Source organism: Aliiroseovarius pelagivivens (assembly GCF_900302485.1).
Taxonomy (GTDB): Bacteria; Pseudomonadota; Alphaproteobacteria; order Rhodobacterales; family Rhodobacteraceae; genus Aliiroseovarius; species Aliiroseovarius pelagivivens.
In genome coordinates this window covers 1,558,168-1,582,566 of record NZ_OMOI01000001.1, presented here as the reverse complement: position 1 = coordinate 1,582,566, position 24,399 = coordinate 1,558,168, and the positions used below count along the sequence as shown (strand labels likewise).

General features: G+C 56.9%; 19 protein-coding genes. 13 read left to right on the top strand and 6 right to left on the bottom strand.

The features are described 5' to 3' along the window. Window positions 1-159 precede the first annotated feature (159 nt). The 4 genes from ALP8811_RS07700 to ALP8811_RS07685 all read left to right on the top strand — a co-directional run bounded on the left by ALP8811_RS07700 (window position 160) and on the right by ALP8811_RS07685 (window position 4,121). A complete protein-coding gene (locus ALP8811_RS07700; RefSeq protein ID WP_108856541.1) occupies window positions 160-2,262 on the top strand; it encodes a malate synthase G in 2,103 nt (700 codons plus the stop codon). 8 nt (window positions 2,263-2,270) lie between these two features. Then, window positions 2,271-2,699, top strand: coding sequence for a GlcG/HbpS family heme-binding protein (locus ALP8811_RS07695; protein WP_108856540.1), 429 nt, complete (start codon window positions 2,271-2,273; stop codon window positions 2,697-2,699). A 106-nt stretch (window positions 2,700-2,805) separates the two neighbouring features. Next, window positions 2,806-3,561 (top strand): gamma-glutamyl-gamma-aminobutyrate hydrolase family protein, encoded by a 756-nt coding sequence (locus tag ALP8811_RS07690; protein ID WP_108856539.1) that lies wholly within the window; start codon window positions 2,806-2,808, stop codon window positions 3,559-3,561. Between the two features lie 107 nt (window positions 3,562-3,668). Beyond that, complete coding sequence (locus tag ALP8811_RS07685; RefSeq protein ID WP_245924602.1) at window positions 3,669-4,121, top strand: c-type cytochrome; 453 nt, start codon at window positions 3,669-3,671, stop codon at window positions 4,119-4,121. 53 nt (window positions 4,122-4,174) lie between these two features. Here the strand turns inward: ALP8811_RS07685 and ALP8811_RS07680 are convergent, their stop codons facing one another. Both ALP8811_RS07680 and ALP8811_RS07675 read right to left on the bottom strand, forming a co-directional pair. Next, window positions 4,175-6,235, bottom strand: coding sequence for a Hint domain-containing protein (locus ALP8811_RS07680; RefSeq protein WP_108856537.1), 2,061 nt, complete (start codon window positions 6,233-6,235; stop codon window positions 4,175-4,177). A gap of 330 nt (window positions 6,236-6,565) precedes the next feature. Continuing rightward, complete coding sequence (locus ALP8811_RS07675; RefSeq protein WP_108856536.1) at window positions 6,566-7,705, bottom strand: pyridoxal phosphate-dependent aminotransferase; 1,140 nt, start codon at window positions 7,703-7,705, stop codon at window positions 6,566-6,568. 254 nt (window positions 7,706-7,959) lie between these two features. Here ALP8811_RS07675 and ALP8811_RS07670 point away from each other — a divergent pair, with 254 nt between their 5' ends. Beyond that, window positions 7,960-8,739: a DsbA family protein gene (locus ALP8811_RS07670; protein WP_245924601.1), complete on the top strand. Its 780-nt coding sequence runs from the start codon at window positions 7,960-7,962 to the stop codon at window positions 8,737-8,739. A gap of 116 nt (window positions 8,740-8,855) precedes the next feature. Continuing rightward, a complete protein-coding gene (locus tag ALP8811_RS07665; protein ID WP_108857480.1) occupies window positions 8,856-10,178 on the top strand; it encodes an N-acetylmuramoyl-L-alanine amidase in 1,323 nt (440 codons plus the stop codon). Window positions 10,179-10,249: 71 nt separating this feature from the next. On the opposite strand, the gene ALP8811_RS07660 is transcribed toward ALP8811_RS07665, so the two are convergent. Continuing rightward, complete coding sequence (locus tag ALP8811_RS07660) at window positions 10,250-11,680, bottom strand: Glu/Leu/Phe/Val family dehydrogenase (RefSeq protein ID WP_108856535.1); 1,431 nt, start codon at window positions 11,678-11,680, stop codon at window positions 10,250-10,252. 445 nt (window positions 11,681-12,125) lie between these two features. Between ALP8811_RS07660 and ALP8811_RS07655 the strand changes: the two genes are divergently transcribed. The 7 genes from ALP8811_RS07655 (at window position 12,126) to ALP8811_RS07625 (ending at window position 20,055) form a co-directional block, all read left to right on the top strand. Continuing rightward, window positions 12,126-13,946: a TadE/TadG family type IV pilus assembly protein gene (locus tag ALP8811_RS07655; protein ID WP_181363714.1), complete on the top strand. Its 1,821-nt coding sequence runs from the start codon at window positions 12,126-12,128 to the stop codon at window positions 13,944-13,946. 100 nt (window positions 13,947-14,046) lie between these two features. Further along, on the top strand, window positions 14,047-14,562 hold the full coding sequence (locus tag ALP8811_RS07650) for a TadE/TadG family type IV pilus assembly protein (RefSeq protein ID WP_108856533.1): 516 nt from the start codon (window positions 14,047-14,049) through the stop codon (window positions 14,560-14,562). Window positions 14,563-14,582: 20 nt separating this feature from the next. After that, window positions 14,583-15,233, top strand: a complete 651-nt coding sequence (locus ALP8811_RS07645; protein ID WP_146184002.1) for a TadE/TadG family type IV pilus assembly protein — start codon at window positions 14,583-14,585, stop codon at window positions 15,231-15,233. 153 nt (window positions 15,234-15,386) lie between these two features. Next, window positions 15,387-16,298: a pirin family protein gene (locus tag ALP8811_RS07640; protein ID WP_108856531.1), complete on the top strand. Its 912-nt coding sequence runs from the start codon at window positions 15,387-15,389 to the stop codon at window positions 16,296-16,298. A gap of 126 nt (window positions 16,299-16,424) precedes the next feature. Beyond that, window positions 16,425-16,847: a methyltransferase family protein gene (locus ALP8811_RS07635; RefSeq protein WP_181363713.1), complete on the top strand. Its 423-nt coding sequence runs from the start codon at window positions 16,425-16,427 to the stop codon at window positions 16,845-16,847. A 177-nt stretch (window positions 16,848-17,024) separates the two neighbouring features. Next, window positions 17,025-18,596 (top strand): Re/Si-specific NAD(P)(+) transhydrogenase subunit alpha, encoded by a 1,572-nt coding sequence (locus tag ALP8811_RS07630; RefSeq protein WP_108856529.1) that lies wholly within the window; start codon window positions 17,025-17,027, stop codon window positions 18,594-18,596. Between the two features lie 13 nt (window positions 18,597-18,609). Then, window positions 18,610-20,055 (top strand): NAD(P)(+) transhydrogenase (Re/Si-specific) subunit beta, encoded by a 1,446-nt coding sequence (locus tag ALP8811_RS07625; RefSeq protein ID WP_108856528.1) that lies wholly within the window; start codon window positions 18,610-18,612, stop codon window positions 20,053-20,055. Window positions 20,056-20,153: 98 nt separating this feature from the next. On the opposite strand, the gene ALP8811_RS07620 is transcribed toward ALP8811_RS07625, so the two are convergent. The 3 genes from ALP8811_RS07620 to ALP8811_RS07610 all read right to left on the bottom strand — a co-directional run bounded on the left by ALP8811_RS07620 (window position 20,154) and on the right by ALP8811_RS07610 (window position 24,308). Beyond that, window positions 20,154-22,157: a hypothetical protein gene (locus tag ALP8811_RS07620; protein WP_108856527.1), complete on the bottom strand. Its 2,004-nt coding sequence runs from the start codon at window positions 22,155-22,157 to the stop codon at window positions 20,154-20,156. A 566-nt stretch (window positions 22,158-22,723) separates the two neighbouring features. Then, entirely contained in the window at window positions 22,724-24,043 is a 1,320-nt protein-coding gene (locus ALP8811_RS07615) for an MFS transporter (RefSeq protein ID WP_108856526.1), read from the bottom strand. A 7-nt stretch (window positions 24,044-24,050) separates the two neighbouring features. After that, window positions 24,051-24,308 (bottom strand): metal-sensing transcriptional repressor, encoded by a 258-nt coding sequence (locus tag ALP8811_RS07610; RefSeq protein WP_108856525.1) that lies wholly within the window; start codon window positions 24,306-24,308, stop codon window positions 24,051-24,053. Window positions 24,309-24,399: the final 91 nt, after the last annotated feature.

The following is a 24,399-nucleotide window of genomic DNA, read 5'->3' as shown; positions in this document are numbered from 1 at the left end:
ACCTAGGCGCGCGCTCGCGGGGCTGCAAGCCCGTCTACGCGTCAGCCCTTCGCCTTTCAGATAAGCCATTCTTAACCGAGGTCAAAATAAACCCACTTGCGCATCGGTTTCGTATCGGAAACTCTTAGGTGCATGCAGAGGTATACGAAGGGTTTCGACATGAGCGACTATATCGAACGGTCTGGGCTTCAGGTTCATCGCGAACTGGGCCGCTTTCTAGAAACACGCGCGCTGGCAGGAACGGCGCTGCGTTATGACGATTTCTGGAAGGGCTTTGCGCAGATCCTGAACGATCTGGCCCCAAAGAACCGCGCTCTGCTTGAGAAACGCACGCAGCTCCAGCGCCAGCTGGACGATTGGCACAAGGCCCGTGCGGGCCAGCCCCACGACGCCGCTGCTTATCGCGCCTTTCTGGAAGAGATCGGCTATTTGGTACCCGAAGGGCCGGACTTCGAGATCGAGACCGAAAACACCGACCCCGAGATTGCCCTGATCCCCGGTCCGCAGCTTGTGGTGCCGATTATGAATGCGCGCTACGCGCTGAACGCGGCCAATGCCCGTTGGGGCAGCCTTTATGACGCTCTTTATGGCACCGATGCTTTGGGCGATCTGCCCGAAGGGAAGGGCTATAACCCGGCTCGCGGTGCCCGCGTGATCGCAGCGGCGAAAAGCTTCTTGGATGGCGTTCTGCCGTTGGCAGATGGCAGCTGGGCCGAAGCTATTCGCATCGGGAACACGCCGCCTGCCTTGGCAAATCCCGGTCAGTTTTTGGGTAGCCGTGAGAATCAGTTCTATTATGAAAACAATGGCTTGAAGGTCGTTCTTGAGTTCGATGACACGACCGAAATCGGTGCATCGGATCCGTTGGGACTGTCAGACGTTCGGCTGGAAAGCGCGATGTCGGCCATCATGGATTGCGAAGACAGTGTTGCTGCCGTGGATGCCGACGACAAGGTGTTGGCTTACAGCAATTGGCTGGGGCTGATGAACGGGTCGCTCACCGAAGACGTCACGAAGGGCGGCAAAACCCACACCCGTGCACTGAACGACGACCTGACATTTGACGGTCCGGATGGCGAGGTCACGTTGAAAGGCCGCGCCCTGATGCTGGTGCGCAATGTGGGGCATCTGATGACCAACCCGGCGATCCTGCTGCCCGATGGCTCGGAAGTGCCCGAAGGGCTGATGGATGCCGTGGTTACGACGCTCTGTGCCATGCACGATCTGAAACGCGAAAGCGGAAACTCGGTCACCGGATCGGTTTACGTTGTGAAGCCCAAGATGCACGGACCGGAAGAGGTCGCCTTTGCAGATGAAATCTTTGGCCGGGTCGAAGAGCTGTTGGGCCTGCCGCGTCACACCGTGAAGCTGGGCATCATGGATGAAGAACGCCGCACCTCGGTGAACCTGAAGGAATGCATCCGCGCCGCCAAACACCGCGTGGCATTCATCAATACAGGTTTCCTTGACCGCACCGGGGATGAAATTCACACCTCGATGGAAGCAGGGCCAATGATCCGCAAGGGCGAGATGAAAAATGCCGCGTGGATTGCCTCGTACGAGGATCGCAACGTGGATATCGGTCTGGTCTGTGGCCTGAAGGGCCGGGCGCAAATTGGTAAAGGCATGTGGGCCGCGCCGGACCGGATGGCGGATATGCTGGATCAGAAGATCGGCCACCCGATGTCGGGTGCAAATTGCGCATGGGTACCTAGCCCCACCGCTGCGACCCTGCACGCCACGCATTATCACCAAGTGGACGTGCTGGCGCGTCAGGAAGAACTGCTGGAAGGCGGCGCACGTGGCACGCTGGAAGATCTGCTGACGATCCCGGTCGCCGCAGGCGTGAACTGGTCCGAGGACGAGATCCGCGAAGAGATTGAAAACAACGCCCAAGGCATTCTGGGCTATGTGGTGCGCTGGGTCGATGCTGGCGTTGGCTGTTCGAAGGTGCCCGACATCCACGACGTTGGCCTGATGGAGGACCGCGCCACCTGCCGGATCTCATCACAGGCATTGGCGAATTGGCTGCATCATGGTGTGGTCTCGGAAGACGAGGTCATGGCCGCTCTGCATAAGATGGCTGTGAAGGTAGATGCGCAGAACGCGGACGATCCAAGCTATCAACCGATGGCTCCGGGCTTCGATGGTGTGGCATTTCACGCCGCCTGCGACCTTGTGTTCAAGGGCCGTGTGCAGCCGTCCGGTTATACTGAGCCCGTGCTGCATGCACGTCGTCTGGAAAAGAAGGCAGAGGCTTGAGGGAAAATATGAACAGGATCACTTTGGACGCAGCCCGCGTTATCATTCACGACACGATGGCCTTTGGCCGTGAAAAAGGCATGAAGCCACTATCTGTGGTCGTCGTTGACGCTGGCGGGCATGTGCTGGCATTCGAGCGTGCAGACGGGGCGCCTCCGGGCCGGTTCGATATCGCGCGCGGCAAGGCCTATGGTTCGGTCATGCTGGGGATTGGCGGGACCGCACAACGCGACCGTGCCGAGGCACAGGCTTATTTCATAGCAGCCGCCGGCGCGGCCTATGAGGGCAAGCTGATACCGGTGCCGGGTGGCATTTTGGTGCGCAATGACTCGGGCGAAGTGATCGGGGCTGTTGGGGTCACCGGCGATACCTCGGAAAACGACCTTGAAGCTGGATCGGTCGGGATCAAGTCCGTTGGGTTGACCGCAGACGGCTGATCACCCGTGTTCACAGTCAGTTAAGAGACAGCGCAAGGGGTTTGAACTTCCCTTTGCGCTGTTTTACGTTCCGGGAAATGAATATATCACAAGCGTCGGAGCAGACATGAAACGCCCAACCGTTGGCATCATCGGCAATTCCTATCTGTTGAATGACAATTACCCGACCCATGCGGGCGGTACGATGAATTCCGAGGCGGTGTCTCAGGTCTCGGGCTGTCTGCCCCTGATCGTTCCGACGGATCCGCGCTTTGTCACGGTCGACGAGCTGCTGGAAACCTGCGACGGGTTCCTGTTCACCGGCGGTCGGCCAAATGTGCACCCCGAAGAATACGGCGAAGATGAAACCGAAGCACATGGCGAGTTTGATCGCTGCCGTGACGCCATTACGCTGCCTCTGATCCGCGCCTGCGTTGATCGCGGCCAGCCCTTTTTCGGGATTTGCCGCGGCTTTCAAGAGGTGAACGTCGCCATGGGCGGCTCGCTCTATCCTGAAATCCGCGAGCTTCCGGGGCGGATGAACCACCGGATGCCGCCCGATGGCACGCTCGAAGAAAAATTCGCGATCCGTCACGACGTGCATTTCGACAAAGGCGGTGTGTTCTGCGGTCTTCTGGGCGAAACAGTGCGGACCAACACGCTGCACGGGCAGGGGATCAAGACCTCTGGCCCACGCGTGATCATCGAAGGCCATGCCGATGATGGCACACCCGAGGCCATCGTCATCAAGGATGCGCCGGGCTTTACGCTGTCGGTGCAGTGGCACCCGGAATACCGCGCTTCCGACGACCCGGTGTCGCGCGTGTTGTTCACGGCATTTGGCGACGCTGTACGGGACTGGGCGGCGCGCAAGCCCGCATGATCACATCCACGTGAAACAGGCCGTTTGCGCCGGTTGACCGTTGACCTTCCCCCTGCTGGAACCCGTATCGCTGTGTCCAATGACAGTTGGACTGGGATGAGATCAGAATGAAGCCAGCGTATTTCTATGGTGTAGCAGGGCTCGCAGGAATTGCCGTTATGGGATGGATCGGGTTCGGTGCGTCCCCTGATGTTCCGGAGGTCAAGCAGGTGGACAGTGCGGACCAATCTGATGCTGCCCCGGCCGAGATGGTGCAGGTGACACTGCCTGATCTGGGCAGTGACTTTGAAATTGGCGCCCGCGCCTTCACAGCGAAATGTGCGGCCTGTCATGGGCCATCTGCGGGGGGATTGGACGGGTCCGGCCCGCCGCTCATCCACAAGATCTATGAACCGTCGCACCACGGGGATGCCGCGTTTTTTCGCGCCGCCGAACTGGGCGTGCGGGCGCATCACTGGCCGTTTGGTAATATGCCCCCGGTCGAGGGGATCACACGCGCCGAGATCGCCGAGATCGTGAAGTATCTGCGCGCGGTTCAACGCGCAAACGGGATCCTCTGAATGCAAAAGGGCCCCAGCACAGCGGGGCCCTTGCTATGGGAATGTGGCCGGGCTTAACGCGTCAGGTCCAACACGCGGGTTTCATATTTTTTCAAAACCATGCGTGCTGTGTCGCCATACTGGCGCGGTTCACTGCGCAGCTCGGGGAAAAGGGTGAACAGCTCGTCACGTGCGGCGTCATCGACAGCTTTCAGTCCCTGATGGCCCGGATGGAAGCTCTCCGTTGCCGCGCCGTTGGCGAAAATCACCTGATGCGTATCAAACATCATGTGGAAATAGGTCACGCGGTCCACGTCGTTTTGCGTTGCGCACCCGCTGTGCAGCAGGTGAACGGCGGGGATCATGACTTCAGGCTGAGCGAACAGCAAGCTTGCTTGCGGCCCCTCGTAAACCATGCGGTGTTGCGGCGAGACGATCAGCGGGCTGTGATTTCCAAATGCCCCGGACTGAATGCGAATGGGCGCCAGGCGCCCAACGCCGGCAGTCGTTGTGTGGCTGATCCAGCGAATGGGCTGAAGGCCGTGATCTCGGGTGACCACCATGTCGCCAACACACAGGTCTTGCACCGGACGTTCACCGCGATCTGTCAGGATCAAGCTATCGGTCGTGAAACAAATCACGTCACGATAGTCATAGTCGCCACCGGTCCCTGCGTCTCCATCCGTGTCTGGCAGGGTGATGTTGCCTGAACCGTCAACGTCGGCATCGTTTACGTCCCAGCCATCAACATCATCGACCACATCCTTGATGCCGTCTCCATCCGCGTCGCCCGAAGCGTCGATCAGGGCTTGAGTGACACCATGTCCGGCCTCATCCGTGTCCGAAATGCCGTCATCGTCACTGTCCAGATCAAGATAGTCCATGATGCCATCATCATCTGTATCCTCAGGTGACAGGCCATTCGATCCGGCCGCACCGGTCGTCGGAGTCGCGTCATAGGCGTCGTCCAGACCGTCCCCGTCGCTGTCCAGACCCGTAGGGGCATCATAATCCGCCGAGGTCTGTGCCTCGACGTTGTCAGTGATGCCGTCATTGTCGCTGTCCAGATCAAGGTGGTCGGCAATCCCATCACCATCAGAATCTACAGAGACTAGGCCAGTACCATCGATGTCGAACGTATAGGACAGGGCGGGGTTGCCGCTCAGCGGATTGACGTCGCCGCTTGCGTCCCCTGTTACAATCAGCCCGGGGACACCGCCGCCAATGTCCACAACGGTGACCGTGAATGTCTGAGGCGTGGTGAGGGACGTGAGCGAACCGTTGTTCTGGATATCAGTCTGGACATCACCTGTGTTGTACTCACCATTGTTAAAATCAAGGGTGAAGGTTTCAGAGTCGCCATTCAGGTCGCCGTCGGCAAGGATGTTGGAAATGTCGACGGTATCGCCGATGCTCACACCATAGGCGCTAAGGTCGATGGTGTTGGTCGACGAGCCACCGGTGGTGTTGATGTCGACCTGATCCGATGTGGTGCTGAACGAGCCGGGGACCATCTCGTCTTCATTCAGGATGCCGTCGCCGTCGATGTCGAGGTCAACATCATCCCTAACGCCGTCGCCATCCGTGTCCGGGGCGGGAACATCGAAGGAAAGATCCGAGATGCCCGACCCGCCGGTCTGCGCTGCATCCGGGCCAGGTTCATAGGTCAAAACCAGCTGTGAAACTGGGCCCGAGAGGTTTACGTCGATATCGTTGGCATTTGTGCCTTCGGTTTGGATCGACACGGTGCCATCAGGGTTTGTGATGATAAGCTCATCATCCACGCCTGACAGGCTGGCAATGACGTCTGCGGCAGGGACAAGGTTGCCGTCCGCATCATAAGCAGCGATGGTCCAATAGTCGTCATATGTCGACGCGCCATCATCATTGACGTGATCAATGGTGAAGGACAGGTTTTCGACGGGTGTCGAGAACGAGTAATCTGCAGTGATCGGCGATGAGACGGCGAAGGCACCAAATTCAGAGACATTGTTACCGCCTTGGGAGGCATCCCAATTGCCTGTGAATGACGTTGAGACGTCAGTGCTATACGGTCCATCGTTGATTGTGGTTGTGCCGCCTACAGCTGATCCGCCCGCGCCGGTCAGCCAAATCGCATTGTCCAAAGTAGCCATGCAATCTACCCCAAATTTTAATCATCACTATGCGCCAAGACCGAACTTCGGTTCCGGATCAAAACGCCACACTCTTCACTGCCACCAACAAGGTGGATCACTCGTTAACCTGTTTCAGACGCAGGATAAATCTCTGCGGCCGAAACAAACTCGTTACCAATCTAGGTTGCGGGATTTAAAACAATCTGAATAAGACAATTTCAAGGCGGAAATCGGAATCTCGGGCCTTTACCTAGGGGAAAACTCACAAATTTTTCCCCCACTGTTTCGCCGCATTTATCAATGGTGGAGCCGCGCGGGGAATGTCGACGTTTTGCGTGTAAAGTGCAGTTAGCGTCGTGCCATGAATCGCTTTAGACGTTCCAAGCCTTCGCGGATATCCTCGGTTGAACGGGCATAGGAAAAGCGCAGGGTTTGGTGCCCTCGCACTGGATCGAAATCCATGCCGGGGGTGACTGCAACGTCGGCTTTCTCGAGGATCTCAGAGGCGAATGCGCGGCTGTCATCGGTGTGCTCGCTGACATCCGCATATATATAGAATGCGCCATCCGGCGGCGCGATCTTGTCAAAACCTGCCTTGGGAAGCTCGTCCAGCATCAGTTGCCGGTTGGTTCGGTAGGTGGTCAAGTTGGCGTCCAGCTCGTCGCGTGCGTCCAGTGCGGCAAGGGCTGCGATCTGGCTGGCATGGGGCGGGCAGATGAACATGTTCTGCGCCAACCGCTCGATGGTGCGAATGTGATCCTCGGGTACGACCATCCAGCCCACGCGCCACCCGGTCATCGAGAAATACTTTGAGAAGCTGTTGATCACGTAGATGTCATCTGACACTTCCAGCGCCGAAATCGCGCGCCCGTCATACTGCAAACCATGATAAATTTCGTCAGCGATGAAGCTGGTGTTCTTGGCGCGGCAGGTATCGATGAGTCCCTCTAGGGCCGCATGATCCAGCATGGTGCCAGACGGGTTCGCGGGCGAAGCCGTGATCAATCCCGCCAGCCCGTCGGGGATGTCGGCGGGCACGGGTTGCAGTCGGTTTTCAGGTTTGGTGGACAAGCCCACAGGGATCAGGTCGAGGGCCTTCAGAATCTGGCGGTAGGATGGATAGCCGGGTTCGCCCAAACCAACCTTGTCACCAGCGTTGAAGAGCGCTGTAAAGGCCAGGATAAAAGCACCGGAGCTGCCTGGGGTAATCACCACGCGGTTGGGGTTAAGATCTAGATTATACCAATCCTTATAAAGCTTTGCGACGCCTTCACGAAGGGCGGGCAGGCCAAGGGCAACCGTATATCCCAGTGCGTCGCTCTCCATTGCGTCGGCCAGAGCTGCACGTGCCGAAGCAGGCGCCGGCGTCGACGGCTGACCGACTTCCATATGGATGATGTGGCGCCCTTCGGCCTCGGCCGCGCGAGCGGCTTCCATCACGTCCATTACGATAAAGGCGTCAACGTTACCACGGGTCGAGTTTTTCATCTTGTCCTCTTTGCGGTCTTGGCTGGAATGGATCGGGCAGGGCGCTGCCGAAATGGTGAAATCTGTCTGCTTGTCTCGTCGGGTGAAGTCAAGTTGCAGTCGTTGTCGCAGCAGGTGCCTTTCAATAGGCCGGATGGTACCGATCCACAGGTTGAACGTGACGCAATGGTTGGCAGCGCGCGCGCCATGGACTACATCCGAATTAACTTCGCTTAATTCGCCCCGTTGGGGTGCCCAGACAGGATCCTGATTGCATGCCCATTTCCTTTTCCCTGCGCAAAACTGCTCTGACCGCCACGCTGATGATGGCCCTGACGGCGGTGTCGTCTCTGCCGGCCAGTGCGCTGGACCTGACCAACCTGTCGGATGACGAGCGCAACGCCCTGCGCGACGAGATCCGCGCCTATCTTCTGGAAAACCCCGAAGTGATGGTCGAGGTCTTCGGCGTGCTGGAACAGCGTCAGGCACAAGAGCAGGTCGAGCAAGACAAGCATTTGGTCAGCGTCAATGCCGACGCGATTTTCAACGATGGCTTTTCGCATGTCATGGGCAATCCGGATGGCGACTATACAATTGTCGAATTTGTCGACTACCAGTGCGGGTTTTGCCGCAAGGCCCATGCTGTCTTGAAAGATCTGCTGGCTGCGGATGGCAACATCCGTTTGGTCCTGAAAGAGTTCCCGATCCTTAGCGAAGGCAGCCTGATGTCGGCACAGTTCGCAATCTCTGCCCAACAGCAGTTCGGTGCCGAGGCCTATGAAACCCTGCACAACGCGCTGATCAGCATGCGTGGAAATGTGACCGAGGCCCGTTTGGCCGAGCTGGCTGACGGCTTGGGACTGGACGGGGCGGCAATCGCGGCTGGCATGTCCTCGCCCGAAGTACAGCGCATTCTGACCGAGAACCGTGAGTTGGGCAAACGCCTGCAGGTCACCGGAACCCCGGCCTTTGTCATGAACGACACTATGGCACGTGGCTTTATGGAACTGGAGCAGATGGAATATCTTGTATCAGAGGGCCGCGCTGCACAGTAAGCTGCGTGTGAGGTGCTGAGAATAACAAGAAGTCGGGGCAGATGACCGTTCAAACGCTTGGAAGCAAAGGCAGGAACTGGCTGGCATGCACTTTGCTGGCAGTGTTGTGTCCCGTGATGGGCGCCGCCAGCAGCGACCTTGCACCTGAAACCTCACTTCACCCCAGGGCACGCCCAAGCACATCAGTGCCGATCCAGTCGACTGCTGGGGCAGGGGACGCTGTTGCCCCTGTCACGCCGTCAGCCGCTCAATCCCCTGCCACGTTAAGCGGATTGGCGTATCTGGCCGGCGACGGTGTCGCGGTGACGGACCGTTGGCGCGGTGTCGCCATCGAAGTGCCGATGACACAGGCAGTGCCGTGGCGTGTGTTCACCTTGGACAACCCCAAGCGTCTGGTGCTGGATTTCTCAGAGCTGGACTGGCAAGGCATTGATATTCCCAATCTTCTTGCGCAGGGTGATTGGTTCACCGACATTCGCGCAGGGCTGTACCGGCCGGGCTGGACCCGGATCGTGTTTGATCTGAATGCTCCGTTGCGGGTGGTCTCAGCAGGGCTTTCCACGCAAGAGCAACCCGTTGCCGTTTCGCAAAGGGTCGAGGCTGCGCGCCTGCGCGTCGAGCTGATGACCGGCACAGTCGCCGATTTTGCAGCGCAGGCCGGTGCGCCCAAAGATGCGCTGTTCGATCGTCCCGCGCGCCCCATGCCATCGCCGAAGACGCGTCAGCGCGGGTTTGAAGATGTAACCGTCGTGCTGGACCCCGGCCATGGCGGGATTGATCCCGGTGCCGAGCGGGGCGGTGTGGTCGAGGCTCATCTGATGATGAGCTTTGCACGTGAATTGAAAGAAGAACTGTTGCGCGCTGGCGGCTTCAACGTGGTCCTGACCCGTAGCCGAGACGAGTTCGTTCCGCTGGAGGAACGCGTATCCATCGCGCGACGCGCTGGCGCCGATGTGTTCCTGTCACTGCATGCAGATGCGCTTGCTCAGGGACGGGCGACGGGGGCAAGCGTCTATACACTGTCGCAGGACGCTTCGGATGAAGCATCGCGCAAGCTGGCTGAACGCCATGATCGGAGTGATATTTTGGCAGGTGTGGACCTGTCGCAGCAGGATGATGCTGTGGCGTTGGTCCTGATGGATCTGGCACGGACAGACACGGCCCCAAGGTCCGAGGCTTTGGCAGACAGCCTTGTCGAAGGGATCCACAGCGCAACCGGGTCGACCTATAAAACACCGCGCATGCAGGCTGGGTTCTCGGTCTTGAAAGCGGCCGATATTCCGTCGGTTCTGATTGAGCTTGGCTTCCTGTCCTCCGAGCGGGACCGCAAGCTTCTGACCTCGCGCGAGTGGCGGGCCGATGCGGCGCGTGGCATGCGTGAAGCGCTGCAATACTGGGTGTTGCAAGATGCTGGGCAAGCTGAACTTCTACGTCAATAGGGTGCCGTAAGTCATTGAAATAAAATGAGTACGGCCGCCAAATCGGCGGCCGTATCTAAGTTTATCCGGCCCTATAGGCCCTTGGCGCGATAGCTGGCCGCGATACGCTCAATCGCCACGATAAAGGCGGCCATCCGCAGGTCATCCACATCGTCGCGGGAATGCCAGACCTCGCGCATGGACTGATATGCCACGCGCATCGTGTCATCCAGACCCGAGCGTACCAGCTCAAGCTCATCGGCACCGCGCAAGTACTTCTCTTTGAACGCGGGCGACATCGACCAGGCATCGCCAAGATAGCGATCCAGACGCTCTAGCTCGTCCACGACAAGCTGGTGCCGTGCTTCTTCCTGACGACGCTGCATGCGGCCAAAGCGGATGTGGCTGAGGTTTTTGACCCATTCAAAATAGGACACGGTCACACCGCCTGCATTGGCATAAAGATCGGGAATGATCACGACGCCTTTGTCGCGCAGCACCTTGTCGGCACCCGATGTGATCGGCCCGTTTGCGGCCTCGATGATCAGAGGGGCTTTGATGCGCTCGGCATTGGTCAGGTTGATTACGCCTTCAAGGGCCGCGGGGATCAGGATGTCACACTCGACTTCCAGAAGATCGGCGCCATTTTCGACGAATTGCGCGTCCGCAAAGCCTTTCACGCCACCATGGCCAGCGATCCACTGGTGGACGGCTTCGACGTCCAGCCCGTTGGCGTCGTACAAAGCGCCATCGCGTTCAATGACTCCGATGATACGCGAACCGTCTTCATGCGACAGGAATTTGGCGGCGTGATAGCCAACATTGCCCAGCCCCTGCACGATGATGCGCTTGTCTTTCAGCTTGCCCGACAGATTGGCAAGCTTGATGTCTTCGGGGTGTCGGAAGAACTCGCGCAAGGCATATTGCACGCCGCGCCCTGTTGCCTCGACCCGGCCCGCGATCCCGCCGGCATGGGGCGGTTTCCCGGTGACACAGGCGCGCGCATTGATGTCTGTGGTGTTCATGCGGGCATATTGGTCCGCGATCCAGGCCATTTCGCGTTCGCCGGTGCCCATGTCGGGGGCAGGGACGTTTTGCGAGGGGTTGATCAGGTCGCGTTTGGCCAGCTCATAGGCGAAACGGCGGGTGATCAGCTCAAGCTCGTGCTCTTCATATTCGCGCGGATCGATGCAAAGTCCGCCTTTTGAGCCGCCAAATGGGGTTTCCACCAGCGCGCACTTGAAGGTCATAAGAGAGGCCAGCGCTTCGACTTCGTCCTGATCCACTGAGATGGCATAGCGAATGCCACCTTTTACTGGTTCCATATGCTCTGAATGGACAGAGCGGTAGCCGGTGAATGTTTTGATTTCACCCCGTAGACGCACGCCAAAACGGACCGTGTAGGTCGCGTTACAGACCCGGATTTTTTCTTCCAGGCCCGAAGGCAAGTTCATCAGGGACGCCGCCCGATTGAACATCAGTTCAACGGACTCTCTAAAACTCGGCTCATTCGTAAGGGACATTTTGTACCTCTGTACAGGTTTTGCATTGGATTGCTGCATTGCCGCAGAATCGTTTTAACTGCGACTCTACGACACAGAGGTTATGAAGAATTGACCAAAGTACCACCCCATACATACCCGACCGCATGGTCGTGGTATAACCATGATTGTTTCCAGGGTGGATTTAAAACATCTGGGGCTACGTATTTGGTTTCCAAAATATTGAACTAAATCAGTACTTCACGCGACGGAAAGCGGTTTCCAGCGCTGATGCCCTCAGGCATGCCATATTTATGACACATCCAGCTTATTGTTTATTAGCCATACTGAGAGTGGGTGTAGACTTCCCGGTTTGCGTATTTGCGTGTGCCGTATGGGAAGTGTGGTTACCTGTGTTTCGGAGTGTAAGAGTATGTATGTTTCTAGTTCAAAGGCGCGTCTTGCGTGCCGCAAGCCGCTATCATATGTGAAAAATTTCACAGCTCGGGAAGACGGCGCAATGATCGGCTTCTCGCTTCTTGTCTTCATGGCTATGCTTATCTTCTCGGGACTGGCCATCGATTTGATGCGTCACGAGCTGCATCGTACCCGAATTCAGGCCACCATGGACCGCGCGCTTTTGGCCGCGGCGCATCCGGATCAGCAAACCAACCGAAAAGAAGTGGTTCTGGACTACTTCAAACGTGCGGGCCTTGATGGGATCGTCAAGCGCGAAGATATCAAAGTGCAAGTTGCCTTCGACGGGACAAGCGTTTCCGCGACCGCCAATAGCCGGGTAAGCACTCCATTTCTGAACTATGTGGGTGTCAGCAGCCTGCCCGTCCCCGCAGGCGGGGGGGCCGCGAAAGCGAACGTGCTGACCGAGATATCTCTGGTTGTTGACGTCTCTGGCTCGATGGCGAACAATTCGTCCAACGGAGTGTCCAAAATATCAGAACTCCGTACAGCAGCGACTGAGTTTTCCAATCTGCTTTTGTGCGATCCGAAAAACCCCGCGACGCCGGCGTCTTGGGAAGACTGTACGATTAAAAGCAAAAAGACATCACTGTCTTTGGTGCCGTACTCCACTCAGGTGAATGCAGGCGCAGCCATCCTAGGCAAATTTGATCGTCAGGATGCACAGACTGATGCCTATTGTGCGACTTTCAAGGACACGGATTTCACGAAAACTTCGGTGGTCCCCAAAGTCGATATGGCTGTTGAGCCGGAGAAAGCGGTCACTCAGGCCGCCAAGTTTTTCCGATATAGTCAGTATAGCAGTAGAACTGGTGGGGATTTCCAGATTGCTTCCTCTGACTTCGACGGCCGGAACGCTTATTGGTCCTGTCATACTGACAGTTGGCGTGAGATTTCGGCGCTGGAAGACAACCCGGCGCATATGAAAGCGCGTATTGATTTGCTTAAGGCCAGCGGGGACACCGCAATCGACATCGGCATGAAGTGGGGTGTTGCGCTTCTGGACAACGCGATGGCGCCAGTCGTCACGGATCTTATCGGCGAAGGGCTTGTGCACGGCGATTTTGCCAGCCGTCCGCTTAATCCAGCGGTGACGCCGTCGTCAAAGTTCGTTGTGCTGATGACAGATGGTCAGAACACCAACCACCACCATTTGGTGGATGGATATCGGACTGGCCCCTCTTTGTTTTGGCGGAATCGTCAGACGGGTATGATCTCGGTTCTGGATAAGGGACTCAATCTCGAAAGTGATCACGACGATACCTATATCTGGTTCGATCCAAGCGAGAGCGAACGTGAAAGCGATCAATCCCGCGGCATGCCTGACTATCAACGAATGAGCCTTCCCTTCGGAGATGACGGCGTGCGCCATTGTCATCAGAACCGGCACGGAACTTGGCGTTGTTCCACCCAAGATAACGATACGACCTCGCGTATGTCCTGGGAGGACTTCTGGGCCGCAGGGTACACTTGGCGGATGTTCGAGCTGTACGAGCATACAAGGTTCAGACTTCGGAATACGTCCAACAATCTTATTCCGGGGCGTCTGATCTCGAACAGCAGTAACAGTGGTTCGGTGGATGAAAACGGAGATCCCATCAAGGCCATTGATAAACGCCTTCTGGATCAATGTGATGCGGCGAAAGCGGCCGGCATCACGATCTATGCAATCGAGATGGAAACGCCGAACACGGCAACAGACGCTATGCAGAAATGCGCTTCGACAAAGGAAGGCAAGCTTCTGCACTACAAAGTCGACGCAAACCTTGACCTTTCCACTGTGTTTGGTCGCATCGCCGAAGATATCAACCGTCTGCGTCTAACGCATTAATAAGTATGGGCGGGCAATCGAATGCTCGTTGGTCGCCCAAAGTTTTCCGAGTTTGGAGACATAGCCAGTGACTAGGAACAAAAGCAGATTCAGGACACGTATGTCCCAGTTGATCTGGTGGCGTGACCAGAGCGGCAGTTCGACGATCGAGTTCGTCCTCTGGTTCCCGCTGTTCATGACGTTGTTCCTGACGTCATTCGAGCTTAGCTACTATGGGATGCGCTCAGTGTTCCTAGAGCGCGCAGTGGACATGACGGTGCGCGAGATGCGTCTGGGCATCAGTCGCCCTCAGAACACGGGGCAGTTCAAAACGCAGGTCTGTGAAAAGACATTGCTGGCGGGGACGTGCGCCGACGACCTGATGGTCGAGCTGATTTTGGTTAATCAAGCTACCTGGAATATGCCCAAAGGCAATATCAGCTGCATTGACCGGAATGACGCTATGCAACCCCTTCCTGCCTTTGGTGGCGGGGGTGGTGGCGACTTGATGCTGTTGCGGGTGTGCTGGTTGAAACGCCCGTTCTTTGCCACGACACCGCTTGTGATGGGCCTGCCGCGTGATGCGAATGGCGAAATCGCCCTGACGGCCGTGTCGACCTATGTGAACGAACCGTGATGGAAAGCAGGATGTTGGCCATGGATCACACCACGAACGCGAAAGGGATATGGAACCGGATGTGCAGCCGGGTCGCTGATTTCGCACGAACGGAATCCGGTACGGTGACGGTTGAAAGCGTCATTATTCTGCCGCTTCTTTTGTTCGGGCTTCAGGCCACCTATGCCTATTTCGAGGCCTATCGCCACCAAAGTCTGGCGCTGAAGGCCAACTACGCGATTGCTGACTATCTGTCCCGTATTCCGGCCTATGATCAGTCTATGGTGGATGGGCTGGACGAGCTGTTCGAGTATATGACCCGCAGTTCGGAAAGCAGTTGGGTGCGTGTGACTGTTGTGGAATGCAAGCGTAGCGCCACCAAATGCAACGTTGAGATACCCCGCAAAATTCATGTGCCTCAGCCAGATGGAACTCTTTGGAACTCGCACGGAAGCGACGGCAAGCTGCGCCACAACAATGCTTCGTTGCGTGCGAAATTGGCCCACCACATCCCAAAGATGTACAATGGCGAGCATCTCATTGTTGTTGAGACATCAGCACAGTTCCGCCCAACTTTCGCAGGTCGCTGGACTGGGATCTATCGCCCTGAGTTCCTGCATATCTCGGTCACCAGCCCGCGCGAGCACGACACTCTGTGTTGGCCGGACGAAGCAACCTGCGCAGGGTTGTAGGGGTCACAGCGAACGCCGTGGATTTGATGTTGAAACGGTGCGGGGCTGCTCTGTGCATTTCTCAACTAAACCCTGTTCATTTGCGCAAATTGCGCGATGGCACACGGACATCTAGTTTCTAGGCAGTTGAAACGCCAACGAAGCGAGGTTCCCATGTCCATTCGCCCTGTTCTTTCCGCTGACCTATCCAAACCCACAATGGAAGGGGCTGGGGTGCACCTGCATCGTGCCTTTGGCTTTCACGATCCCAAGGCCTACGACCCTTTCCTGCTGTTTGACGATTTCCGCAATGACGATCCCCGTCTGTCTGAAAAGGGCTTTCCGTGGCATCCACATCGCGGGATCGAGACCATCACTTATGTGTTGGCCGGAGAGGTCGAGCATGAGGATAGTCTTGGCAACAAAGGACGGTTGGGGGCCGGAGACATTCAATGGATGACCGCCGGGTCTGGCATCATGCATCAGGAAATGCCGAACGCGAACACGACGGGACAAATGCACGGGTTCCAGCTGTGGGCCAACTTGCCACGCGATCTGAAGATGACTGCGCCCAATTATCAGGACGTGCCCTCGGTCGAGATCCCCGTGATCGAGGAAGACGATGGCACCAAGGTGCGCGTGATCGTTGGGAAGTTCTGGGGCCGCTCTGGCCCGGTCGATGGGATCGCAGCAGATCCGCTGTATTTGGATGTCAGCATTCCTGCGGGCGTCACAAAGACGTTGCCGATTGATACACGTCGTCAGGCCTTTGCTTATGTGTTCGAAGGGGCAGGGGCGTTTGCAGACGCGGCGGCGCCTCAGGGTGTGCTTTTGGAAAAAGAAGTAATGGGGCAAGAGGTCAACATCCGCGACCTGTCAGGCAATCGCACCGTGATCCGCTTTGGCGCAGGGGATGAGGTGCGCGTGCAGGCCGGTCCCGAAGGCGTACGCTTCCTTCTGGTCGCCGGGGCTCCGATCCGAGAACCCGTCGCCTGGCATGGGCCTATTGTCATGAACACCAAAGACGAACTGCGCCAAGCGATGAGCGATCTGCGCAATGGTACGTTTATCAAGCCTGCGCATTAGGACTGCGACGAATGTCTAATTCATCTGGCGTTGCATAAATCTGTCGAATTGTTACAAGGGCAGGAAAGCTGCCCTTTATTCGCTGGTACCATGTCTAGATTGCTCCGCCTTGTTGATTTGCCTCCAATGTGGCTGATTGCTATGGCTGCTGTCGCCTTTGGGTTGGATAGCTTTGTCCCTGGGCTTGGCTTCGATCTGAACTGGACGCGCTGGCTGGGAACGGGTCTGGTCGGGACAGGGATTGGTGTAATGGTGCTGGCGGTGTGGGAATTCCTGCGCGCACGCACGACGATCATCCCGCGTCAGCGTCCTACCGCGTTTCTTCAATCCGGCATCTATCGCCTGACACGCAACCCGATCTATTTGGGTGATGCGCTGGTTCTGGGCGGGCTTGTCCTGCGCTGGGATGTACTGCCAGCCCTGATTTTAGTGCCGATGTTCACGAGAATCATCACGACACGTTTCATTATTGGAGAAGAAGCCGGACTGACCGCCATTTTTGGCGATGAGTTCAAAAACTGGGCTGCGACCGTGCGTCGCTGGCTGTAAATTGCTGCAAAGCGGCATTGCACCGCGACGTGCTGTCGCGTATTGAAATAAAATTGTCGCATTGCATGCTGAAACGATAGCTTCTTGCGCAGGGGATGCGTATAGAATGCGCCATGAAACCGCCGGGGCCGAGGGACAGACCCCTCGTTCGGCACACGACGGGAGAAGGAAGAGACTGTGAAAATCGGTGTACCCAAGGAAGTATTTGAGGGCGAAAACCGGGTCGCAATGACGCCGGAAAGCGCCAAGATGCTGCAAAAGCTGGGCTATGACTGCGTGATCGAGACCAAGGCCGGTGCGGCTGCGGGTTTCTCGGATGCGGTTTATAAAGAAGCAGGTGTCGAGGTCGTCAAGACCGCCGCCGCGCTTTGGAAAGCTGCAGACATCATCGCAAAAGTGCGTCAGCCGAATGATACCGAGCTGAAGCGTCTGTCGGCGGATAAAACGCTGATCAGTTTCTTCAATCCCGGCGGCAATGAAGACGGGATGGAGAAGGCCAAGAAATCCGGTGCCAATGTCATCGCGATGGAAATGGTTCCCCGTATTTCGCGCGCGCAGAAAATGGACGCCCTGTCCTCGATGGCAAACATCGCAGGTTATCGTGCGGTGATCGAAGCTGGTAACAACTTCGGCCGTTTCTTCACAGGTCAGGTCACTGCTGCTGGTAAAGTTCCGCCTGCCAAGGTTCTGGTTGTAGGCGCCGGTGTGGCCGGTCTGGCTGCGATTGGTACCTCGACCTCGCTGGGTGCGATCACTTACGCGTTCGACGTGCGTCCGGAAGTGGCCGAGCAGGTTGAAAGCATGGGCGCCGAGTTCGTCTATCTGGATTTCGAGGAAGAACAGCAGGACGGTGCCGCCACCGGTGGTTACGCCGCTGTGTCCTCGCCCGAGTTCCGCGAAGCCCAACTTGCCAAGTTCCGCGAACTGGCTCCTGAAGTTGACATCGTCATCACCACCGCGTTGATCCCGAACCGCGAAGCTCCGAAGCTTTGGTTGAAGGACATGATCGACGCGATGAAGCCGGGCTCGGTCATTGTTGACCTTGCTGCCGAAAAGGGCGGCAACGCCGAAGGCACCGTGATGGACGAGAAGGTCGTGACCGAAAACGGCGTGACCATCATCGGCTATACCGACTTCCCGTCGCGTATGGCTGCGCAGTCCTCGTCGCTTTACGCCAACAACATCCGTCACATGATGACTGACCTGACGCCTGAAAAGGACGGTGTGGTCAATCACGACATGGAAGATGACGTGATCCGTGGCGCGACCGTGACCCATCAGGGCGAGATCACATTCCCGCCGCCGCCCCCGAAGGTGCAGGCCATTGCAGCCAAGCCCAAGGAAGTGGTGCCGGAACTGACACCGGAAGAAAAACGCGCCGCTGAAGTGGCTGCGTTCAAAGCCCAGACCAAACAGCAGGTCACTCTGCTTGCGGTCGGTGGTGGTCTGATGCTGCTTGCTGGTCTGTTTACGCCCGCAAGCTTCATGCAGCACTTCATCGTGTTCGTTTTGGCCGTGTTCGTTGGCTTCCAGGTGATCTGGAACGTAAGCCACTCGCTGCACACACCGCTGATGGCTGTTACCAACGCCATTTCGTCGATCATCATTCTGGGCGCGCTCATGCAGATCGGATCGGGAAGCTTCCTTGTCATCCTGCTGGCGGCGGCCTCGGTCTTCATGGCCGGGATCAACATTTTCGGTGGTTTCCTCGTGACACGGCGCATGCTTGCCATGTTCCAGAAATCTTAAGGGGGTAGGGATCATGGAATTTGGTTTCACCACAGCTGCATATGTTGTTGCAGCAGTTCTTTTCATCCTCTCTCTTGGCGGTTTGTCGGGACAGGAAAGCGCGAAACGCGCGGTATGGTATGGCATTGTCGGCATGGGTCTGGCAGTGGCTGCGACCCTGATTGGCCCCGGAGCCGGTCTTTGGTGGCTGTCGATCCCGCTGATCGCTGCGGGTGGTTTCATTGGCTATCAGCTGGCATCGAAGGTCGAGATGACCCAGATGCCGGAACTGGTCGCTGGGATGCACGCACTGGTCGGTCTGGCTGCTGTTTTCGTGGGCTTCAACGCCCATTTCGAGATCGGCAACGCGGCCGAGGCTCTGGCTGCTGGCGGCGACGCTGTCAAAGAGCTGGGTGCCTTCGGCAAACTTATCGCCAAGAAATCCGCAGTCGAGATCAACATTCTGTTGGTCGAGCTGTCGCTGGGTGTCTGGATCGGTGCCGTGACCTTCACCGGTTCGGTCATTGCGTACGGCAAACTGTCGGGCAAAGTGACATCGTCGGCTGAAAAGCTGCCGGGTGGTCACATGCTGAACGCCGGCGCTGCAGCGATTTCGGTGATCTGCCTGATCTGGTATCTGAACACGGCAGCCTTCCTGCCGCTAATCATCCTGACCATTGCAGCTCTGTTCATCGGCTATCACCTGATCATGGGCATCGGCGGTGCCGACATGCCGGTGGTTGTGTCGATGCTGAACAGCTACTCGGGTTGGGCTGCGGCTGCGATCGGCTTCTCGCTGGGCAACGACCTTCTGATCGTTGTCGGCGCGCTGGTTGGTTCGTCGGGTGCGATCCTGTCCTACATCATGTGTAAAGCGATGAACCGCTCGTTCGTCAGCGTTATCCTTGGTGGCTTTGGTGGCGGTTCCGACGGTCCTGCCATGGAAATCGACGGCGAACAGATCGCCATCGACGCCGATGGTGTTGCGGCTGCACTGGATGAAGCCGACAGCGTGGTCATCATCCCCGGTTACGGTATGGCTGTGGCGCAAGCCCAGCAGAACGTGGCCGAGCTGACCCGCCGTCTGCGCGCCAAGGGCAAGAACGTCCGCTTTGCAATCCACCCGGTTGCTGGCCGTCTGCCTGGGCACATGAACGTGCTGCTGGCGGAAGCCAAGGTGCCTTACGACATCGTGCTTGAGATGGATGAGATCAATGACGACTTCCCGGAAACAGACGTCGCCATCGTCATCGGCTCGAACGACATCGTGAACCCTGCTGCACAGGAAGACCCCAACAGCCCCATCGCCGGCATGCCGGTTCTGGAATGCTGGAAAGCCAAGCAGGTCTTCGTGTCGAAACGTGGTCAAGGTACCGGTTACTCGGGCATCGAGAACCCGCTGTTCTTCAAAGAGAACACGCGCATGTTCTATGGCGACGCGAAACAGTCGCTGGATACATTGCTGACGATGATCCAGTAAGACATTCTAAGTTATGTGAAGCGCCCCCGATTTCGGGGGCGTTTTGCTTTTGTAGAAGGTGGAGTTCTGTACCGTCAAGAAGACGACGCGCGCGCCTACTAGAGTCCCTTGATCTCGAAAGCGGGCACCCAAGGGTGGTGCGTGACGCCTTCAAACGCAAGACTTGGAAATCCCCGTTCCTCGCGCAGACAGCCAATCCCGGCGGCCCAGCCAGTTACGCGTTTGTCTTCGGGAAGATCGGCCATTGCGTATCGAATTCCCAAGGCTGCGCCCATGTCATCGCGGGGAACTCGATCCAGCTGAATGGATATTTCACAGTCCGATATAACCCTTACCTGTTGTATCGATGCCCGTTGCCGGGGTCCGATGATTTGGAACCCGAAATTAGCAGGGGGCGCAGGAAAATACGTTTCATCAAGAACCAAACTTGTTTCATTATCAAAACGGATGCGAATTTCATTCTCTGAACGCGCGGCATGGATAGGGCTGATGGCAGCGCACCGATTGCCTTGTTCTAGGTCCCAAATAGCGCGCCCTAAGAACTCTCCATAAAGTGCTTTGGCACGATTGCTCCAGTGCGTTGTGTCATGAAGTGGATAGGGGTATCTGGGCTGGATCAGGTGCACATTCGGAAAACGGTCGGCAAGATCCTTCAGCGCCAGGCGCGCTTGCCAGCTGGAGTCCCGAAAAGTGCCCGGAGATTGATCAAGAAGCCAGAAGACAGGAATGTTTAGATGGGACAACCCGTCTTCGACGTCTTTGAAAAAGTTAGTGGCCAGTTCAGCGTAGCTTTCTCGTCGTGCACCGCGATCAGCTTCTTGATGGGTGAATGCAATGTATATGACTTCAACAGGTGCGCCTTGCTCTTTAGCGACTTTGACCGTTTGAACTGCCGTTGAGATGAGGTTTTTGAAACATTGCGCGCGTTCGCCCAGCTCGTTCTTGTGCAGACCGGGTCGCCGCGGGAACTGTGAGTTACCGATGAATGCCTGACCACCGATGGCTTCTGAACGGACGATGATTTGCGGCCACTCCTGATCTTTAGGGATTTGCGCAAGATAGGTGCTCGCAGCGGCTCCTACAACGGACTGAAGTGGAAGCCAAACATACTCGTCAAGTAGAGCAATGTCTGTAATCGGTCCTCTGGGTACAGTGCCCATCAATCCGCGAGTTCCTCTGCCGTCATTGGGTGTAAGGATGTGATATGGGGTTTTAATAACCCCTGAAATTGGGCCACCCGCAGGATGAATTCCTGCATTTGACTGCCCAGTATGCATCAGCAGGATCGACCGGTCGGTGATGGGGCGTACAAAGCCCTCGGGCGACAAATAGCAGCGTTGATCCGAACCATGTCCTGCGTCGATCAGGAACTCTTTTCGGCCATTGACGGATTGCCGATCTTTACTGTTTTCGGGGAAGTCGTGGTAGATTTGTGGGCGCTGTGCATCAATCACAGCTTTAGCCAAACGACTTGCCTTGCGCTTGAGGTTTGCGTTCCAGAGCGCCATGAACTTACCCTGCGAAGGCAGCCGATCGGTTTGGTTGTTTACATGGCCACCAAGATCCGAGTGCAAGGTGCCCAAGTAACCAGCGAGTTGATTGACCGAGGTTGAGATGAAGCTTCCGGTAAACAACAAGACAGGCTTCAATTCGGACGCATCGTTGCGTGAGTAAACAGTCAGGCAGCCAGGGGAAATCACCACGCATTTTTTCTGCTCCACTGGGACAGCTTCAAGCAGTGGCTTCGTATTTCCATTCGGAGGTGCCAATAACAACGCCTGGCGGATACCCACTGCGTGCTGTAGGGAACCGTGAACCTCAAGTATCTGGCACCAGCCCTCGATCCCGTCCGACAGCGCAGGGACATTGGGATCATCGAAATCCCGATGATAGTATTCCAGCTGGGTGCCATCTTGTGACACCACGGCAAGAATGAACTCACTCTCATCAAACTCGGGCAAGGCTTTAACAGCCTGTTCATTGGACGAGAAGCAGCGCGGCAACTTTTGCGCCCAAGCGGTAAGCTGACGACATTTGGCTAGAATGCGATCAGGTTTGTTTACCGCAGCGCTTTCGATGATCGAAGGTTGTGTTGTGGTCATTAGGTTCAAGGGCTCTTGATTGCGCGTTTCAGGCCATGCCTGCTGTCGGGATTTTCACCATGTGTCCATTGTCTAAATACAGCTTGTTCACCGCCTCTGGAGGCCGTCCCAATGCCAAGCAAATGCTACAACGCAACCAAGCACCATGTCCAAAACAACTATGGTGCGGTCATTCATATCACGCAGACATTCGTACTCTTTGCGGAAGCGGGTGACAAAGCCAGCACAGCAGTCACCCAAACTGATCGTAACGGGGTAATTCACTGACTTGTCCTCCGGATATACGACCTTAGGAGGAGCGCATACTAAACAGTTGCTATGATTGCGTTTTGCGGCGCAAATCCATTTCTGTCAACTCGCCCAGTCCAAAGGCCTCATCTTGTTGCGAATTAGGTCTTTCTGTGGCTGCACTTCAGCATGTTTGGCCAATCGACACCGAAAGCCTGCCTGGACTGTTCGAAATGGGCACCTTGATCAGCAAGATTTCAGCGGCGGCGGCATAGTCGGCGTCAATGGACTATCGCTTGCGCGGCTTCCACGGGCGGTCCAAGATCATTTCCTCGTGGTTAAAAATGCGAGTCCCATTGGGGGTGCGCGTCGTCAATGACCAAAGCATGGGTGTGGCGGCGGTGACCTTTTAGGTGCGGGTGATTCAGGGGTAGGTTGTCGTGAGTATGGGCGACCTCGACCGGATCGTCGGCGGGCCAGAAACGAAGCGCTGCTATGATCCCAAGCGTGGCCAAGCCAGCAAGGACCAGAAGGGTCGGTACCGTTCCAAATACGGTCAAAAGCCAGCCTGACAGCGGATAGGTTAGTAGCCAGCAGGCATGTGACAGGGCAAACTGGGCAGCAAAGATGGCGGGCCGGTCCTCGGCGTGGGCCGAGCGGGCCAGCAACCGTCCCGAGGGTGTCAGCACCGTAGAATACCCCAGCCCGATCACAGCCCACGCGACCAGCAAGATGGGCCACGTAAGCCCCCAAAGCTCGATAATCACGGTGAGCCCGAAAAGAGTGGCGGCCATCAGGCAAGCCCCTGACAGCATCAACGGGCGTTCGGCCCAGATGTTCAGGGCTTTGGGCAAGGTCACGGCGGCTATCATGCTGCCAAATCCGAAGGCAAACATGCTCCAGGCCAACGCGCTTTCATCCAGTCCCAATTGACTGCGCACCAAAACGACTGTGTTCACCAGAACCATTGCGCCGGCGCTGGATACCGCAAGGTTCAGCCCCAGCAAGCCGCGCAGTCGGGGCGTGGCGAGATAGATGCGGATGCCAAGTGTCGTACGGTCATAGAACCCACGACGGGTCGCGGGTTTGGGATCGGGCAGGCGGACGGACATCACCATCAGGGCCGAGATCATGAAACCGAGCGTGGTGCCCAGAAACAAGCTGCTATAGCTCGCGATGGTCAGGATCAGGGCGGCAAGGGTAGGGGACAGGATGTTTTCAATGTCAAAGGCCAGACGGGACAAAGACAGCGCCTTGGTATAGCGCTCTTCATCCGGCAACACGTCCGGGATGGTGGCCTGAAAGGTGGGCGTGAACGCGGCCGAAGCTGCTTGCAGCACGAAGATCAACCCATAGACCTGCCATAGCGTCGTGGCAAAGGGCAGGCAGAGCACCACCAATGCGCGGATCAGATCTAACGTCACCAGAAGGGCACGTCGGTTCACCCGGTCGGCCATCGCACTGGCAATTGGGGCCAACCCCACATAGGCGATCATCTTGATCGTGAAGATCGTTCCCAGAACCAGCGCGGCGTTCGCACCCGCAAGATCATAGGCCAAAAGCCCCAACGCGACGGTGGCGAGCCCCGTGCCTATAAGGGCGACGACCTGCGCCAGAAACAGGTTACGGTAAGTTCGGTTGCTGAGAACCTCTAACATGTGCGCCTCACAAATACCGGGTGATGGCTTTAAGCTCTGCCACCGCGCCTGATGTTTCATCCCCAAGGCAGTGATCCAGATGGTCGTGGATCAATGCTTGTTTTGCATTGCGGATTGCGCTTTCAACCGCTTGTAATTGCTGGGCAAGTTCTACGCATGGGCGTCCTTGGTCGATCATCTCGATGACCGACCTTAGATGCCCATCGGCGCGTTTCAGGCGGGCTGAGATTTTTGGGTGGCTGGCATGCGTGTGTGGCTGTTCCATGTGTAGACCATATCCCCCGGGGGGGGATCAAGCAAGGCGACGCTACGCGCATCTAGAGAAACAGGAGAACGCTTTCGCTTTTCACCAGCCA